This is a genomic window from Aeromonas rivuli, assembly GCF_020149575.1.
Lineage (GTDB): Bacteria > Pseudomonadota > Gammaproteobacteria > Enterobacterales > Aeromonadaceae > Aeromonas > Aeromonas rivuli.
Map to the genome: position 1 here is coordinate 750,249 of NZ_CP079742.1, position 16,508 is coordinate 766,756.

18 protein-coding genes are annotated in these 16,508 nt (G+C 58.5%); 14 read left to right on the forward strand and 4 right to left on the reverse strand.

Annotation, left to right across the window (positions count from 1 at the left end):
* Positions 1 to 19: 19 nt before the first annotated feature.
* Positions 20 to 1,798, reverse strand: a complete 1,779-nt coding sequence (locus KYK33_RS03545; protein ID WP_224432046.1) for an ATP-binding protein — start codon at positions 1,796 to 1,798, stop codon at positions 20 to 22.
* Between the two features lie 171 nt (positions 1,799 to 1,969).
* Here KYK33_RS03545 and KYK33_RS03550 point away from each other — a divergent pair, with 171 nt between their 5' ends.
* Positions 1,970 to 2,446, forward strand: a complete 477-nt coding sequence (locus KYK33_RS03550) for a DUF2753 family protein (protein WP_224432047.1) — start codon at positions 1,970 to 1,972, stop codon at positions 2,444 to 2,446.
* 39 nt (positions 2,447 to 2,485) lie between these two features.
* Here KYK33_RS03550 and KYK33_RS03555 read toward each other — a convergent pair whose 3' ends face one another.
* Positions 2,486 to 3,235 (reverse strand): enoyl-CoA hydratase-related protein, encoded by a 750-nt coding sequence (locus KYK33_RS03555; RefSeq protein ID WP_224432048.1) that lies wholly within the window; start codon positions 3,233 to 3,235, stop codon positions 2,486 to 2,488.
* Positions 3,236 to 3,324: 89 nt separating this feature from the next.
* Between KYK33_RS03555 and KYK33_RS03560 the strand changes: the two genes are divergently transcribed.
* From KYK33_RS03560 to KYK33_RS03570, 3 genes are all read left to right on the forward strand, one after another.
* The gene (locus KYK33_RS03560) at positions 3,325 to 3,768 is read left to right on the forward strand and encodes a copper chaperone PCu(A)C (RefSeq protein WP_224432049.1); all 444 of its coding nucleotides are present in this window, start codon (positions 3,325 to 3,327) and stop codon (positions 3,766 to 3,768) included.
* Between the two features lie 110 nt (positions 3,769 to 3,878).
* The gene (locus tag KYK33_RS03565) at positions 3,879 to 4,508 is read left to right on the forward strand and encodes a TIGR04219 family outer membrane beta-barrel protein (RefSeq protein WP_042041576.1); all 630 of its coding nucleotides are present in this window, start codon (positions 3,879 to 3,881) and stop codon (positions 4,506 to 4,508) included.
* 23 nt (positions 4,509 to 4,531) lie between these two features.
* Positions 4,532 to 5,209 (forward strand): SDR family oxidoreductase, encoded by a 678-nt coding sequence (locus tag KYK33_RS03570; protein ID WP_042041575.1) that lies wholly within the window; start codon positions 4,532 to 4,534, stop codon positions 5,207 to 5,209.
* An 82-nt stretch (positions 5,210 to 5,291) separates the two neighbouring features.
* Here KYK33_RS03570 and KYK33_RS03575 read toward each other — a convergent pair whose 3' ends face one another.
* Together KYK33_RS03575 and KYK33_RS03580 are read right to left on the reverse strand one after the other, a co-directional pair.
* Positions 5,292 to 7,016: a proline--tRNA ligase gene (locus KYK33_RS03575; protein WP_224432050.1), complete on the reverse strand. Its 1,725-nt coding sequence runs from the start codon at positions 7,014 to 7,016 to the stop codon at positions 5,292 to 5,294.
* 252 nt (positions 7,017 to 7,268) lie between these two features.
* Positions 7,269 to 7,646, reverse strand: coding sequence for a hypothetical protein (locus tag KYK33_RS03580; RefSeq protein ID WP_224432051.1), 378 nt, complete (start codon positions 7,644 to 7,646; stop codon positions 7,269 to 7,271).
* Between the two features lie 343 nt (positions 7,647 to 7,989).
* Here KYK33_RS03580 and ruvA point away from each other — a divergent pair, with 343 nt between their 5' ends.
* From ruvA to tolA, 10 genes are all read left to right on the forward strand, one after another.
* Positions 7,990 to 8,604, forward strand: a complete 615-nt coding sequence (ruvA, locus tag KYK33_RS03585) for a Holliday junction branch migration protein RuvA (protein ID WP_042041573.1) — start codon at positions 7,990 to 7,992, stop codon at positions 8,602 to 8,604.
* Positions 8,605 to 8,612: 8 nt separating this feature from the next.
* The gene (gene ruvB, locus KYK33_RS03590) at positions 8,613 to 9,623 is read left to right on the forward strand and encodes a Holliday junction branch migration DNA helicase RuvB (RefSeq protein WP_042041572.1); all 1,011 of its coding nucleotides are present in this window, start codon (positions 8,613 to 8,615) and stop codon (positions 9,621 to 9,623) included.
* Between the two features lie 944 nt (positions 9,624 to 10,567).
* A complete protein-coding gene (locus KYK33_RS03595) occupies positions 10,568 to 12,124 on the forward strand; it encodes a cytochrome ubiquinol oxidase subunit I (RefSeq protein WP_224432052.1) in 1,557 nt (518 codons plus the stop codon).
* 12 nt (positions 12,125 to 12,136) lie between these two features.
* Positions 12,137 to 13,273, forward strand: coding sequence for a cytochrome d ubiquinol oxidase subunit II (cydB, locus tag KYK33_RS03600; RefSeq protein WP_224432053.1), 1,137 nt, complete (start codon positions 12,137 to 12,139; stop codon positions 13,271 to 13,273).
* A gap of 14 nt (positions 13,274 to 13,287) precedes the next feature.
* A complete protein-coding gene (gene cydX, locus KYK33_RS03605; RefSeq protein ID WP_042041569.1) occupies positions 13,288 to 13,404 on the forward strand; it encodes a cytochrome bd-I oxidase subunit CydX in 117 nt (38 codons plus the stop codon).
* Positions 13,391 to 13,702, forward strand: a complete 312-nt coding sequence (locus KYK33_RS03610) for a cyd operon YbgE family protein (RefSeq protein WP_224432054.1) — start codon at positions 13,391 to 13,393, stop codon at positions 13,700 to 13,702. The genes cydX and KYK33_RS03610 overlap by 14 nt, the downstream gene beginning before the upstream one ends.
* A gap of 104 nt (positions 13,703 to 13,806) precedes the next feature.
* Positions 13,807 to 14,214, forward strand: coding sequence for a tol-pal system-associated acyl-CoA thioesterase (gene ybgC, locus KYK33_RS03615; protein WP_042041566.1), 408 nt, complete (start codon positions 13,807 to 13,809; stop codon positions 14,212 to 14,214).
* Positions 14,204 to 14,896: a protein TolQ gene (gene tolQ, locus KYK33_RS03620; protein ID WP_042041565.1), complete on the forward strand. Its 693-nt coding sequence runs from the start codon at positions 14,204 to 14,206 to the stop codon at positions 14,894 to 14,896. The genes ybgC and tolQ overlap by 11 nt, the downstream gene beginning before the upstream one ends.
* Positions 14,896 to 15,342 (forward strand): protein TolR, encoded by a 447-nt coding sequence (gene tolR / locus KYK33_RS03625; protein ID WP_005908538.1) that lies wholly within the window; start codon positions 14,896 to 14,898, stop codon positions 15,340 to 15,342. The genes tolQ and tolR overlap by 1 nt, the downstream gene beginning before the upstream one ends.
* Positions 15,343 to 15,347: 5 nt before the next feature.
* On the forward strand, positions 15,348 to 16,508 hold the full coding sequence (tolA, locus tag KYK33_RS03630; RefSeq protein ID WP_042041563.1) for a cell envelope integrity protein TolA: 1,161 nt from the start codon (positions 15,348 to 15,350) through the stop codon (positions 16,506 to 16,508).

A 16,508-nucleotide genomic window follows, 5' to 3' on the forward strand; every position in this document is an offset into this window, starting at 1 on the left:
TGGCAGGAGCAAGTCTGCTTCACAGGGGGCTCCTCAGGCTGGGGTCAACCGCGGGCAGCGTGATGGTGAAGCGGGCTCCGCCTCTTGGGTCATTGGTGGCGTCCAGGGTGCCGCCAAAGGCGGTGATGATGCGCAGGGATATGGTCAGCCCCAGCCCCAGCCCCTGGGACTTGGTGGTATAGAAAGGGGCAAACAGCTGCCTGGCCTCGACCTGGAGGCCGGGGCCATTGTCGATGACGGCGATGCTCACCTGCTCCGCCCGGCTCTCCACCTCGAGCCAGACCCGGGGAGGGCCGCTGCTGGCGCAGGCCTGCAGGGCATTGTGCAGCAGGTTGACCAGCACCTGTTCGAGCTGGACTGCATCGGCGCGCACATAGAGGGGCTCGCTGGGTAGGCGGGTTTCGACCAGCACTCCCTGCTTGATCATCTGGCCGTGCAAGAGGGAGAGGCTGGCGTGAACCACGGGTTGCAGCGCCACCGCCTGCAGCCGCTGCTCTCCCTTGCGGGCGAACACCTTGAAGCGGGCCACCAGCTCGCTCATATGGTGGTTTAGATCATTGATTTGCAGCAGGTTGTCGCGGCAGCTATCGAGACGGCCCTGGTCGAGCAGCTGCAAGGCATTCTCGCCATAGGCCCGCATGGCGGCCAGGGGCTGGTTGAGTTCATGGTTGATCCCGGCCGACATCTCGCCGAGCAGGGCCAGCTTGGCGGTCTGTACCAGCTGCTCCTGGGTATCGACCAGCTCTCGCTGGGTCTGACGGAACTTGTCCAGGGTGGCGACCAAGTCCTGGTTGCTGGTGGAGAGGGCCTTGGTGCGCTGGTTGACCTTGTGCTCCAGCAAGTTGTTGAGCCGGGCCAGGCGGGCGCGACCGAGCAGTACCTGGCGCCAGTAGAGCCAGATCATCAGCAGCAGCAGGGAGACCAGGGTGAAGCTGGCCAGGGCCTTGGCGATGATGGGGCGCAAGTCATGGAGTGGCTCCAGGGTATAGAGGTGCCAGCCGGCAGTCGGCATGGCGGTGCCGGTGAACAGATAGCCCTGGCCCCAGTGCCACTCGCTCTGGCTGCGCAGCAGGCCGAGGGAGGCGAGATCGCTCAAGGGGGCGCCCAGTTTGTCCCCATATTTACGCTCCTCGGCCAGAATGTGGCGGGTTGCCTGATCGAGCCGAACCAGGGGGCGATAGAGCCAGTCAGGCTGAGAGGCGAAGAAGACGACACCGTATTCGTCGGTGAGCAGGTAGTCGAGATCGCTGCGGGCCCAGCGCTCATCGATCAGGGAGAGCGCCACCTTGACCACCACGACCCCGAGCCGGCGATCGCCATCTTGGACCGGATAGGAGAAGTAGTAGCCGCGCCGCCCCGACCGTTGACCCAGGGCGAAGTAGCTGCCGGGTTTACCCTGCATCGCCTGGCGAAAATAGGGGCGGAAGTGGTAGTTATCGCCGACAAAGCTGTCCTGTTGCCGCCAATTACTGGCGGAGAGCACCTCTCCCTGCTCCGTCATCAGATAGATGGCATCCGTCCCCAGGATCTCGTTGTACTGCTCCAGCAGGGGGTGGAGGCGATAGGGAGGAAACTGCAGCAGCAAGGTCTGTTTGAGCTCGCTGCGGGTGGCGATCAGGGCCGGCAAGCGGCGGTACTTGTCGAGCTCGCCCAGCAGCTGCCCCGCGAGCCGTTCATTGTCGAGCAGTGCCTGCTGGCGCAGGCTCTCCAGTCCCCATTGGCGCGCCGTGAAGGCGATCATCACCATCAAGGTGACCCAGAGGCCGATCAGCAGGCCCCGACTTCCATTGTTCATCATGCCCTTCCTTAGGTTGGCATCATCTTAACCTGCCTTGGGATGAGACAGGGCGACGCCGATGACAGAGTGTGATGGGGGCAACAGGAGCAGAGATCCTGCACAATCTGTCAGCTTGATATTCATTCTCGTTTAGGCATCATGATAGGCCTCATTCAAGTAAGGAGGTCTCTCATGGCACAGACACTCACCAGGCCGGATGACACTGAGGCGCACTGGCAGCGTTACATGATAGAAGCCGAGCACTCCTTGACACAGGGGGCGCTAGGCTCCGCGGTCTGCCTCTATCAGCAGGCCCTTGGCGTCATCTCCGAGTCCGTCGATGAGCAGAGCAAACCCGTCACCATCGACCTCGAAGAGCTGGCCACCATGCGGGTTGCCACCTGCCATCGTCTCGCCGACTTCTGGCGTGCCATGGGGGAGCCCAACTACGAGTTGCGCTACCTCAAACTTGCCGCCGAATTGGTGACGGCACTGGTGCCCCAGTGCCCCCACAAGGGCTGCGAGTCCCTCATCAGTGAGCTGGGGTGCTGCCGCGCCGCTCTGCTTGGTTTCCTGCGTCGCCACCCCAACCCCGAGATAGCCAGGCTGATCCAGAGTCAGGACATCTTGCAAGGTTGCGAGCTGATTGGACGTTTTCGTCTCAACTGATCAACCTCACCCGGGTTGAGCGGGCGGGTTGCGACGGGTTTATCCCCTGGTGGCCAGTTTGCGGGCGATGCGCGCTTGCGCCTCTTCCCCCTGCAACGCCAGGGAGAAGGCGCGCGCCTCCGTGTCGATGACGAAATGAACCGCCTGCCTGAGCTCTTGTTTGAGCAGGGCCTTGCTTCTTTGCAGGGCAAGGGGAGGCTTGTCGGCGAGCCGCTCGGCCTGGTGTTTGGCATGGGCCAGGAGATCGCCCGGGGCCAGCACCTGGTTGGTCAGCCCCAGCTCCAGCGCCTCCCGGGCCGAGAGTGGCTCTGCCAGCAACAGCAGCTCGCACGCCTTGAGGTGACCCACGGCCCGGGGCAGCAACAAACTGGAAGCAAACTCAGGCACCAGACCCAGCTCGACGAAGGGCAGTTGCAGCCTGGCGTTATCTGCCAGATAGACCAGATCGCAGTGCAGCAGCAGGGTGGTGCCTATGCCCACCGCCGCCCCTGCCACGGCGGCAACCAGCGGCTTGGGGAAATCGGCAAGGGTGTGCAGGAACTGCAAGATGGGGTCATCCTCGCCGAGGCTCTCCTTGCCGATGAAATCGCCGAGATCGTTGCCGGCGGTGAAGCAGTCCTGTTGGCCCTGCAGCAGCACTACTCGCACGTCCGCGTCCAGCGCGGCCTCGCGCAATTGCTGGGTCAATGCTTGATACATGGCGCCATTGAGGGCGTTGCGTTTGGCGGGGCGATTAAAGGTTAGGGTCAGTACCCCCTGCTGGCGCTGGCTGATGATGGGGTCGTTCATGTCGCAATCCTTGGCTGGTGGTCTGTTCAAGCTCCGCGCTTGGCAGTAAGCTTTTCCTTTCTTAACAAGTTCATAAAAGGATTTCAACCATGTTAAAACGCATGTTTTATGCGGCTGTCTCCCTGTTGCTGGCGACCCCGGTGCTGGCGAACGTGACTGCCAGCGACGGTTATGTACGTCTGCTGCCCCCTGGCTCCCCCAACACGGCGGCCTTCGTGGTGCTGAAAAACGACGGTGATGACCCGGTGAAACTGACCGGCGCCAGCTCTCCAGAGGTGGCTCGCGCCGAGCTGCATACTCACCTCCATGAAAATGGCGTGATGCGTATGCGTCAGGTCGAGAGCATCGAGATCCCGGCCAAGGGAGAGGTGGCGCTCAAGCCGGGCAGTTTTCACATCATGCTGTTCGATCTCAAGGATCAACCCAGTCAGGATACCCCCTTCCCCCTGACCCTGAGTCTGGATAATGGTCAGACCCTGGGTCTGTTGTTACCGGTGAAACCGGTCGAGCCTTCGGCGGGTATGCAGCACTAATCCGGGTCAGATCTGGGTCAGAATTGGTCGCTGTGTGGATAATCTTGCTAGGTATTGGGGATAAGCGAGGTAAAATGCGGGTCTAATCCCGCATTCTCTGGAGTTTAATAATGAAAAAGACACTGTTGGCCTCTTCCCTGCTTGCCCTGATGAGCACCTCTGCCATGGCCGCCGATGACTGGCGCTTTGCCGTCGGCAGCGATATCTGGAATGCCGAAGGTAGCGGTCACGTCAACGACATCGGGGCCAACGGCAGCTTTGATGACAAAAACAACTGGAGCGGTTACCTGCAGCTGGAGCATGGCATCATCCTACTGCCCAATGCCAAGTTTGAAATGTCCGACCTGAGCTCCAGCGGCGGCGCCTTCGACAACGATCTGCAAGCCTACGATCTGAGCCTCTACTATCGCCTGTTCAACAACGATCTGTTCCAGATCGATCTGGGTCTGACCGGTCGTCGTTATGAAGGGGACTTCAATACCCAGCACTACTCCTATGACAAAGACGTGCTGATGGCTTACAGCAGCGCCGAAGTGCGTCTGCCGGGTACCGGCTTCTCTGCCTTCGGCGATGCCCGGGTGCAGGATGCAGACAACTATGACTACCGTCTGGGTGGTGCTTACAAGTTCTCCTCCCTGCCGCTCAAGCTGCGCGCTGGCTGGCGTCAAGTCGATGTCGACTTTGACAAGGTTGATCAGCGGATAGATGGCTGGTTCGCTGGCGCCGAATTCAGCTTCTAATTTCACCGTAACGAGGGTTCCTCATGGGCAACATCATTGTGACGGGGGCGGGGTCTGGTCTGGGCCGAGCCTTGACGAATGGACTGGTGGCCCGCGGTCACCGGGTGGCCATGATGGGACGCCGTTACCAGAAATTGCAGGATCTGGAGGCCGAACTCGGTCAGGCCGTGATCGGCATCGCGGCGGATCTCTCCCACCACGAAGAGGTGGAGATGGCCTTCGCCGCTGCGGTGGAGTGGGGCGGTCTGCCGAGTCTGGTGATCCATTGCGCCGGGGTCGGTGAATTTGGCCCGGTCGGCGTCTATACCGCCGAACAGGTGCGCCGGGTGGTGGAGAATAATCTTGTCTCCACCATTTTGGTGGCCCAGCAGACGGTGCGGCTCATCGGGGAGCGGGGCGGCATACTCGCCAACGTGCTCTCCTCGGCCGCGCAGGTTGGCAAGGCCAACGAGAGCCTCTATTGCGCCTCCAAATGGGGCATGCGCGGCTTTCTCGAATCCTTGCGCGCCGAGACCAAGGGCGGCCCGTTGCGCTTGGTCAACCTCTATCCAAGCGGCATTCGCAGTGAATTCTGGGACAACTCGGATCACGTGGACCCGAGTGGTTTCATGACCCCGGAAGACGCTGCCGAATACATGCTCGATGCCCTGGAGGCGCGCAGCAGCTGCCATGTGACCGACCTCTTTATTGGTCGCAATTAGGCACTGTTGCCTGGAGACGCTGGATCACCAGACAACAAAAAGCGCGCCGATTGGCGCGCTTTTTTATGGGCGTTGGCGGGGATTAACGGCCCAGCTTGGCCTTGATCATGGCGACGATGTCGGTGATGGCCACTTCCTGCTTCTCACCGGTACGGCGGCACTTGTACTCCACCACGCCGCTGTCCAGGCCACGATCGCCGATGACGATGGCGTGGGGGACGCCCAGCAGCTCCATGTCGGCAAACATCACGCCCGGGCGCTCTTTACGGTCATCGAACAGGGTGTCGACCCCGGCGGCTTTCAGCTCGGTGTAGAAACGCTCGGCCAGTTCGGCAACCCGTACCGATTTGTGCATGTTCATCGGAATGATGACCGCTTCGAACGGTGCTATGGCATCCGGCCAGATAATGCCGTACTGGTCATTGTTCTGCTCGATGGCGGCAGCCACCAGGCGGGAGACCCCGATACCGTAGCAGCCCATCTCCATGGTGACGGACTTGCCGCCCTCGTTGAGCACGTTGGCCTTCATGGCTTCGGAGTACTTGGTGCCCAGCTGGAAGATGTGGCCCACTTCGATGCCGCGTTTGAGCAGCAGCTTGCCCTGGCCGCAGGGGCTGGGGTCCCCTTCGACGACGTTGCGCAGATCGGCCACTTCGTAAGCGGTGATGTCACGATCCCAGTTGGCACCGGTCAGGTGGCAGCCAGTCTCGTTGGCGCCACAAACAAAATCGCTCAGCTGGGCGGCGCTGCGATCGACGATGATGCGACCGGCAAAGCCGACCGGACCGATGGAGCCTGCCTCGCAGCCTGCCGCGGCGAGGATCTGCTCGTCGCTGGCGAAGGTGAGCGGGTTGGCCACCCCGGCCAGCTTCTCTGCCTTGAGCTCGTTGAGCTCATGGTCGCCGCGCACTATCAGGGCAATCACGGCCTGCTTGCCGTGCTCGTCCGTATCAGCCAGTACCAGCAGGGTCTTGGCGATGGCGCTCGGTGCCAGGCTCAGGAAGGCGGCGACCTCATCGATGCTGTGCACCGCCGGGGTAGCGACCTTGGTCAGGGCTTGGGTCGCGGCAGCGCGCTCACCGGCCGGGGCCAGGGCTTCGGCCATCTCGATGTTGGCGGCGTAGTCGGAGCTGTCGGAGAAGGCGATCAGGTCTTCACCGCTCTCGGCCAGCACCTGGAACTCATGGGAGCCAGTGCCACCGATGGAGCCGGTATCGGCCTGCACCGGGCGAAAGTTCAGGCCCATGCGGGTGAAGGCGGTGCAGTAGGCGGCGTGCATCCGCTCGTAGGTCTCGATCAGCGAGGCCTTGTCGATGTGGAAGGAGTAGGCATCCTTCATCAGGAACTCGCGACCGCGCATCACACCGAAACGGGGACGCACTTCATCGCGGAACTTGGTCTGGATCTGATAGAGGTTCAGGGGCAGCTGCTTGTAGCTGTTCACCTCGTTACGGACCAGGGCGGTGATCACCTCTTCGTGGGTCGGGCCCAGCACGAAGGCACGGTTGTGACGGTCGGTCAGGCGGCACAGCTCGGGGCCGTAGTCGTCCCAGCGGCCGGATTCCTGCCACAATTCGGCCGGTTGAACCACCGGCATGGACACTTCGACAGCCCCTGCGTTGTTCATCTCTTCGCGGACTATGTTCTCAATCTTCTTGAGTACACGCAGACCAGAGGGCAACCAGGCGTACATGCCGGAGGCCAGTTTGCGGATCATGCCGGCGCGCAGCATCAGCTGATGGCTGACAACCTCGGCGTCGGACGGAGTTTCCTTGAGGGTAGAAAGCAGATAATGGCTGGTACGCATCGCGATGAACCTTAACGTGAGACGGGCCGCCGGGCCCTGGATAAATGCAAGGGCGGAATTTTAACATGGGTCACTGCCCTAATGCGATTATCTGTTCGCGATAGCGCACCAATGCGGACTATTTCTCTGTTCGTCATCGCGCAGGAGTGCGCCCACTGGCTGGCGATGGCCTATGAGGGGGCGGGTGATAGGAGAAAGGCAGAAAAAGGCGGCCTGGATGCCGGCCGCCTTGCTAAGAGGAGGGCGCCAGGATCAGCCGAGATAGTCGATCATGATCTTCGATATCTTGCCATCCAGGCCATTGTGGTAATGGCTGGTGACGACCACATTGCCCCCATCCAAATTGGCGCTGCTGTTGAAGCTGCTGACGACGACGGAGTCGGCAATGGGCCCCTTGATCAGGATCTGGGCCCAGTCATCGTCGGTGCTGGCTGACGGACTGTCATACACCTTGATCAGGGTGATGCCGGGGAGGCCCTCCAGCTTCAGGGAGCGGGCTTCATCATTGCGAAAACCATGGTCTCCGCTCTGGCAGTTGATGTTGTAACTCGCGCCACCACTGAGGGTGTTGCCGACCTGATCCTGAGTGGCGCCATTGCCTTCCCAAAAGCTGATACGTCCATTAGCCATCTTGCTCTCCTTGCGCAGTGATGCGCGTGACAAAGGTGGAAGAATACCGATGAGTCTCATTTAGATCTCACCGGCGAGTTCAGACTAGTCAGTTCGGGGCATATAGCCAGTCCCTATTGATGATTTTTTTCGTAATTAATTGAATCTAAATGAATTAAATATGGAGGTTTAGCCGGCCCCATCATGGGTTCAGCTTGAACGCATACCTTCTTAAGGGTCCTGTCCGCGATAAAAGCACGGAAAGAGGAGAGTGGGGAGGCTGGCATATGCTGGATACTTATCCAGTTATTCTTTATGCTAGGGGCCACTTTATGACGAGCTGTTTTGGTTGAGGAGACAAGCCGTGATCGGTCGCTTGAGAGGCATTGTAATTGAGAAGAATCCCCCCGAGGTGTTGCTCGAGGTGGGGGGCGTGGGCTATGAGGTCCAGATGCCCATGAGCTGCTTCTATGACTTGCCCGAGCTTGGCAAGGAGGCGATCGTTCAGACTCACTTCGTGGTGCGTGAAGATGCCCAGCTGCTGTATGGCTTCAACCACAAGCAGGAGCGCGCCCTGTTTCGCGAGCTGATCAAAACCAATGGCGTCGGCCCCAAGCTGGCGCTGGCCATCCTCTCCGGCATGACGGCCAGCCAGTTCGTGCTCAGCGTCGAGCGCGAGGAGATAAGCACCCTGGTCAAGTTGCCAGGGGTCGGCAAGAAGACCGCCGAGCGCTTGGTGGTGGAGATGAAAGACAGGCTCAAGGGCTGGGTCAGTCACGACCTCTTCTCGCCAGCGACTATCAGCCTGCCCGCCCAGGAGAGCAGCCTGCGCGCCCCCGATGCGAGCGAGGAGGCGGCCAGCGCCCTGGTCGCGCTCGGTTACAAGCCGGCTCAGGCGAGCCAGATTGTGGGCAAGGTCGCCAAGGAGGGGATGTCGGTGGAAGCCATCATCCGCGAATCCCTGCGTAGTCTGGTGTGAGGTAAGAGATGATCGAAGCAGACCGCCTCATCTCGGCCACGGGTGTTCGTGAAGATGAGGTCATCGACAGGGCTATTCGTCCCAAGAAGCTGGCCGACTATACCGGCCAGGATCCTGTGTGCGCCCAGATGGAGATCTTCATCGAAGCCGCCCGCCAACGTGGCGAGGCGCTGGATCATTTGCTGATCTTTGGCCCACCGGGTCTGGGCAAGACCACCCTCGCCAATATCGTGGCCAATGAGATGGGGGTGAACATCAAGACCACCTCGGGTCCTGTGCTGGAGAAAGCTGGGGATCTGGCGGCGCTGCTCACCAACCTCGAGCCTAACGATGTGCTCTTCATCGACGAAATTCACCGACTCAGCCCAGTGGTGGAGGAGGTGCTCTATCCGGCGATGGAAGATTATCAGCTCGACATCATGATAGGAGAGGGGCCCGCGGCCCGCTCCATCAAGCTCGACCTGCCCCCCTTCACCCTGATTGGCGCCACCACCCGGGCCGGCTCCCTCACCAGCCCGCTGCGGGACAGATTCGGCATCGTCCAGCGGCTGGAGTTCTACAACGTCAAGGACTTGACCGACATAGTCGCGCGTAGCGCCCGCTGCCTGGGCCTTGAGATGACCGACGATGGCGCCCTGGAAGTGGCGCGCCGCTCCCGTGGCACCCCCCGCATTGCTAACCGATTGTTACGCCGGGTCCGTGATTTCGCCCAGGTGAAATCCGATGGCCGCATCGATGGCCCCATTGCGGCCCGTGCCATGGACATGCTGGACGTGGATAACGAAGGTTTCGACTTCATGGATCGCAAGCTATTGTTGGCTGTGATTGACAAGTTTATGGGCGGACCTGTCGGGCTGGATAACCTGGCTGCCGCCATCGGTGAAGAGAAGGACACTATTGAGGACGTGCTTGAGCCCTACCTGATCCAGCAGGGTTATCTGCAACGTACTCCAAGAGGCAGGATTGCGACGGTTAGAGCCTATGCCCACTTCGGTCTGCAGCGACCCGCTGAGAGCTGAAAACGGCTGGTTCGACACAAAACCGTCCTCTGGGGCGGTTTTTTTATGGGCGGGCATAAAAAAGCCCACACGCACAGGCGGTGGGCATAAAAGACAATTCAGGGTGGATGTTCACAGACAGTGAGTGCGCCTGGACACAAGCCGGGTAAGGCAAAAACGGTGAGTCGTCGCGAGACTCAGAGTCGGTTCATTTGATACAGCTGAACGAAAGAGATCTTGTAATAACGGATCGCTTTAGTAACAAACTTTTTCATCTTGGTATCCCTCTGTCAGATTCGAAATGGTCATCAAAAACGCACTGGGAACCCTGATTAACCGGCCTGTATCCAAGGGATTGCCCTCACTGCGGGGCGCATTGTAGGAGGAGGTTCATGAAGGAGCAAACAAGAAAAATTGTCACTTTCGGATTAGTTTTATTAATTCATTTTCTGGCGATTCAAACTAGCATGAACATGCGTTTTTATCGGTTTTTCAGTAATTTCGCATCGAGGCATCATCTTGGACAGAAATGAGTAGGTCTATATTGATGCAACGATTTATTTAATAGGTTTTATCGTGGCGCGCAATTTGTAAAAATTGATTTAAATCAATAAATTAAAATCTTTGTGAATGTGTGACTTTGCTCTCAAAGTGGATGTAATTTAAGCGTAAAAAACCCTTTGAAACACATGTATTGACACTGGTTTTACATTGATTTCAATCAAATAAAGATGATATAAAACAGTCGTCATCATGGGCGAGAATAAATACCAGCTGCTTGTTTTGTAGTTGTTAAACATTAGCTTTATTTGTTCTTAGTTATTGCCTTGTTGTTAATATTTGGTCGTGACCTAACAATGCGGTTGTGAAGTGATGCAGTACGCAGCGGGTTCGGGAGCACCAACGGAAGCTTTGTTCTTAAATACACCTAAAATAGCCGTGCCAATAATCGGTGAGGAAACATCATGATTGCTGAGCATGTGGTAGACCTATCGCGGTTCCAATTTGCTGCGACGGCCCTTTATCACTTCCTGTTTGTACCCCTGACGCTGGGAATGGCCTTCATTCTTGCGATCATGGAATCTGTCTATGTCATGACCAATAACCCCGTTTACAGGGACATGACCAAGTTCTGGGGCAAGTTGTTTGGGATCAACTTCGCCTTGGGGGTCACAACGGGTCTGACCATGGAGTTCCAATTCGGGACTAACTGGGCCTACTACTCCCACTATGTCGGCGATATCTTCGGGGCCCCGCTGGCCATCGAAGGCTTGATGGCCTTCTTCCTCGAGTCCACCTTCGTCGGTATGTTCTTCTTCGGTTGGGATCGCCTCACCAAGCGTCAGCATCTGGCGGCAACCTGGTTGATGGCGTTGGGAACCAACCTCTCCGCGCTCTGGATCCTGGTCGCCAACGGCTGGATGCAAAACCCGGTCGGTGCCGAGTTCAACTTCGAATCCATGCGCATGGAGATGGTGAGCTTCGCGGATCTGGTGTTCAACCCGGTAGCTCAGGTCAAGTTCGTGCACACGGTCGCGGCGGGCTACACCACGGGTGCCATGTTCGTGCTGGGCATCTCCTCCTATTACCTGCTCAAGGGGCGGGATGTGGCGTTTGCTCGTCGCTCCTTCGCCATCGCGGCAGCCTTTGGCATGGCCTCCATCCTGTCTGTGTTGATCCTGGGTGATGAGTCCGGCTACGAGACAGGTGAAGTACAGAAGGTGAAACTGGCCGCCATCGAGGCGGAGTGGGATACCCATCCGGCCCCGGCTTCCTTCACCCTGTTCGGCATTCCGAACCAGGAGGAGATGCGCACCGATTACGCCATCAAGATCCCGTATGCCCTCGGCATCATCGCCACTCGCTCCCTGGACGAGCAGGTGACCGGCATCAAGGATCTGAAGAGCGAGCATGAACTGCGGGTGCGTAACGGCATGACCGCCTACGAACTGCTGACCAAGCTGCAATCTGGTGACAAGTCGGAAGAGACCCGTGCCCGTTTCGATGAAGTGAAACAGGATCTCGGTTACGGTCTGCTGCTCAAGCGCTACACCAATGACGTCGTCGATGCGACCGATGCCCAGATCAAGTCCGCCGTGGATGATTCCATCCCCCATGTGGCGCCCCTGTTCTTCGCGTTCCGCATCATGGTTGCCTGTGGCATCGCCATGCTGCTGCTCATTGGTATCGCCTTCTATGACAGCACTCGTCACCGTATCGGTCAGCGCAAGTGGCTGCTCAAGGCGTTGCTGTGGGGTATACCTCTGCCCTGGATTGCCATCGAGTGTGGCTGGTTTGTGGCCGAGTATGGCCGTCAGCCCTGGACCATAGCGGAAGTGTTGCCGACCTTCGTGTCTGCCTCCAACATACCCGCCTCCGAGATCTGGTTCTCCCTGATAGGCATCTGTCTGTTCTATTCGGTACTGCTGGTCATCGAGATGTACCTGATGTTCAAGTATGCGCGTCTGGGCCCTAGCAGCCTCAGAACCGGCAAGTACCACTTCGAACAGCTCCAGGCATAAGGGGATCGACTCATGTTTGATTACGAAATGTTGCGTCTGGTCTGGTGGGTGCTGGTCGGTGTCTTGCTGATCGGGTTCGCTGTCACGGATGGTTTTGATATGGGGGTGGGCGCACTGCTCCCCTTCGTCGGCAAGAAGGATGTTGAGCGTCGAGTGATGCTCAACACCATGGGGCCGCACTGGGAAGGTAACCAGGTCTGGCTGGTCACTGCGGGTGGTGCGCTGTTTGCCGCCTGGCCCATGGTCTATGCGGCAGCCTTCTCCGGCTTCTACATCGCCATGATCTTGACCCTGATGGCGCTCTTCCTGCGTCCGGTCGGCTTCAAGTACCGCTCCCTGCGTGAAGATGCCAAATGGCGCAACAACTGGGATTGGGGAATCTTCATCGGTAGCGCCGTGCCGCCAGTGATCTTCGGGGTGGCCTTCGGCAACCTGCTGCAGGGGGTGCCGTTCAGCTTCAACCAGTTCCTGATGCTGACCTATCACGGCAACTTCTTCGGCCTGCTCAACCCGTTTGGCTTGCTGGCCGGTCTGGTCAGCCTGTTCATGATCGTGACCCAGGGTGCCACCTGGCTGATGATGAAGACCGAAGGTGAAGTGCTGGCTCGCTCCCGTACCGCCGCCATGATCTTCTCCCTGTTGACCCTGGTGACTTTCGCGCTGGCCGGTGTCTGGGTCAGTGGCATGGATGGTTATGTGGTGGTCAGCGGCGCGGCGACCGATGCGGTGACCAACCCTTTGCATAAGGAAGTGGTGGTGCAGGCCGGTGCCTGGATGCAGAACTACAGCCTCTATCCCTGGATGATTGCTGCCCCCGTGCTGGGTCTGGTGATGAGCCTGCTGACCGCGCTTGTGGCCAAGCTGGGCAAGGGCTGGTTGGCGTTCCTCTGCTCCTCCCTGGCTATCGCGGGCATCATACTGACCTGCGGCTTCTCCATGTTCCCCTTCGTGATGCCTTCGAGCCTGGAGCCGTCACAGAGCCTGACCATGTGGGATGCTACAGCCTCCTTCAACACCCTTAAGGTGATGACAGTGGTTGCTGCCATTTTTGTGCCGACTGTGCTGGCGTACACCATCTGGACCTACATCAAGATGTTTGGCCGGGTGAGCAACAAGCACATCGAAGACAACCAACAATCGCTCTACTAAGAAGGTGCCCTGATATGTGGTATTTCACCTGGATCCTGGGTCTGCTGCTGGCTTGTGCGTTTGGGATCATCAATGCGCTCTGGCTGGAGCACACCGAGAACCTGGATCGCACGATCGATGAAGAGAAGTGACCAACTGGCCCGGCTGGCCGCTCCCCTTGAGCGCCAGCCATGGCAGGGTCTGATGTTACTCGCGGCGGCCCTGTTGGCCGCCGCCATTTTACAGGCCCCTAATCTGATTGCGGCCAACACCAGTGCTCATGGTCACTGGGTGGCGCCCTGGTTGATGTGGGCAGTCAGTTGCGGCGTCATGCACGGGCTGGGGTTTCATCCCCGCAGCCTGCCGGGCAGGGTGTTTTTCTGTCCCTGGCTCGCCTGGCCAAGCCTGCTTTATGGGCTCTGGCTGACACACAGTTACTTCCTGCCATAAAAACAGGGGGAGACAGGATTTCCCTGTCTCCCCCTGCTTCTTTCCTATTCACCCCTGCGCTATGATACCCCCCCATCAGACTGTCGAATGGATCACAGATTGTTATGGGTGAAGTCTCTGAGTTTCCGGTACGGGTCTACTACGAAGATACCGATGCCGGGGGCATCGTCTACAACGCCAATTATCTCAAATTTATGGAGCGGGCCCGCACCGAGTTTCTGCGTGCCGGTGGTATCGAACAGGACGTCCTGCTCGGACTGGGGATCGCCTTCGTGGTGAGCCGGACCGAGATCGATTTTCGCGCCGCAGCCCGCTTCAACGAATTACTGACCGTAATAACGCAAGTGACTGAAGTGAGACGCGCCTCCATGCGCTTCTCGCAACAGATACTGGCGGCTGATGGGCGACTGATCACCCAGGCCATGGTACAGATAGCCTGTGTCAGTCACCCGCTTATGAAACCTGTTGCAATACCTGAAAATGTGAAGGGAGTGCTGTTAAGTGCACGCTGAAATTTCGTTTATTGGTCTGTTCTGGCAAGCCAGCCTCTTGGTCAAGCTGGTGATGTTGACCCTGATGGGCATGTCTGTGGTCTCTTGGGCACTGATTATCCAGCGCGCCAAGGTTATCAAGGCTGCCAACCTGGCATCCGAGCAATTCGAGGACAGATTCTGGTCCGGGGTGGATCTCAACCGCCTCTATCAGGAGTCCTCCTCCCGCCGCGATGATATCGAAGGCATGGAAGACATCTTCTACTCAGGCTTCAAGGAGTATGCCCGTCTGCTCAAGGCCGGTGCCCGGGGTCAGGATGCGGTGATGGACGGTACTTACCGTGCCATGCGGGTGTCGTTGTCTCGCGCCGTGGACGAACTGGAATCCAACCTGCCGGTACTGGCGACCGTCGGCTCCATCAGCCCCTATATCGGCCTGTTTGGTACCGTATGGGGCATCATGAATGCCTTTATCGCCCTGGGACAGGTACAACAGGCGACTCTGCAGATGGTGGCACCCGGCATCGCCGAGGCGTTGATCGCCACCGCCATGGGCCTGTTCGCCGCGATCCCGGCGGTCATCTTCTACAACCGCTTTACCAACAAGGTCGAGCGACTGGAAAACGCCTACGCCAACTTCATGGATGAGTTCACCACCATTCTGAACCGCCAGATAGCACAGCAGCAACAGGGTGATCAGTAATGCAAACCTATCAGCGGATCCGGCGCAAGAAGGTGGCCGAGATCAACGTGGTGCCTTACATCGACGTCATGCTGGTGCTGCTCATTATCTTCATGGCGGTGACGCCGGTGATCACCCAGGGGGTGAAGGTGGATCTGCCCCAAGCGGAGTCTGAGCAACTGCCGGAAGATGCCAAGTCCCCCTTCATCGTCAGCGTCAACGTCGATGGCGAATACGTGGTCAAGGCGGGTGAAGCGGATGACGAGCCGGTACCTGCGGGTTCGCCCGAGGCTATCCAGCAATTTATCACCGAGAAGGCCATGGGGTATCTCGCGGTCAACCAGGGTGCCCCTGTGGTGGTGGCTGGCGACAAGGCCGTGCGCTATGAAGAGGTGATACTGTTGATGGTCGCCTTGAAGAAAGCCGGCGTGCCCCAGGTTGGTCTGATGACGGATCCGGTGAACTGACGGAGATGGATGTGAAACGTGGTATTTCCAGTTATCTCATCGTCTCGCTGCTGCTGCATCTGATCATCGGCATCATCTTGCTGGTCGGTGTCGATTTCAGCAAGCCGAAGCGGCCTGCCTCCTCGGCCCAGATAGTCAACGCTGTGATGCTCGATGACGAATTCCTTGCCGAGCAAGCCGCGAAGATCCAGCAACAGCAAGCACAACAGCAAAACAAGCCCGCCGTGAAGGCCGATATCGATCAGGCTAAACAGGCTCGCGAGCTAGAAGAGGAGCGGCTGAAGAGCGTCGAAACCAAGCGTAAGGCCGCCGAAGAGGCGACCCGCAAAGCCGAGACCGAGAAACAGAAGAAGCAGGCCGAGCAGAAACAGGCCGAAGCGCAAGCTCAACAGGCTGAACAGGTCCGCAAGCAAGAGGAGCTGAAGACCAAGAAGGCCGAGACAGAACGCAAGGCGGCCGAAGAGGCGACCAGCAAAGCCCTGGCCCTGAAGAAGAAACAAGAGCAAGAACAGAAGCAGGCTGAGGAGAAGGCCAAGGCCGCCAAGAAAGTAGAGGCGGACAAGCAGGCCAAAGCAGAAGCGGACAAGAAGGCGAAAGCGGAGGCCGAGAAGAAGGCCAAGGCAGACGCGGACAAGAAAGCCAAGGCGGACGCCGAGAAGAAAGCCAAAGCCGAGGCCGATAAGAAGGCCAAGGACGAGGCGGCCAAAAAGGCAAAAGCTGACGCAGACAAGAAAGCGAAGGAAGAGGCTGACAAGAAGGCCAAAGCCGATGCCGAGCGCAAGCGCAAGGCAGCCGAAGAAGCCAAGCTACAGGCACAACTAGAGGCTCAAATGCAGGCGCAAATGGCGGCTGAGGCCAGCTCTAGAAGTCAGGCAGCGGCGGCAGCGGCTCAGGGTGAGGTCGACAAGTATGCCGCGCTCATCAAGGCCACGGTCGAGCGTTACATGATTTTGGATCCCACCATGCGGGGCAAAACATGTACTATCGGTGTGAAGCTTGCCAGCAGTGGCTTCGTTATTTCGGTCGACAATGGTCAGGGTGATCCCGCCGTCTGTCGTTCGGGTCGAGCCGCCGTACTGAAGGCGAACCAGCTGCCCGTGCCCAAGGATCCTGCGGCATTCGAGCAGCTCAAAGAATTCAATCTCAAATTGGAACCGAGTATTTAA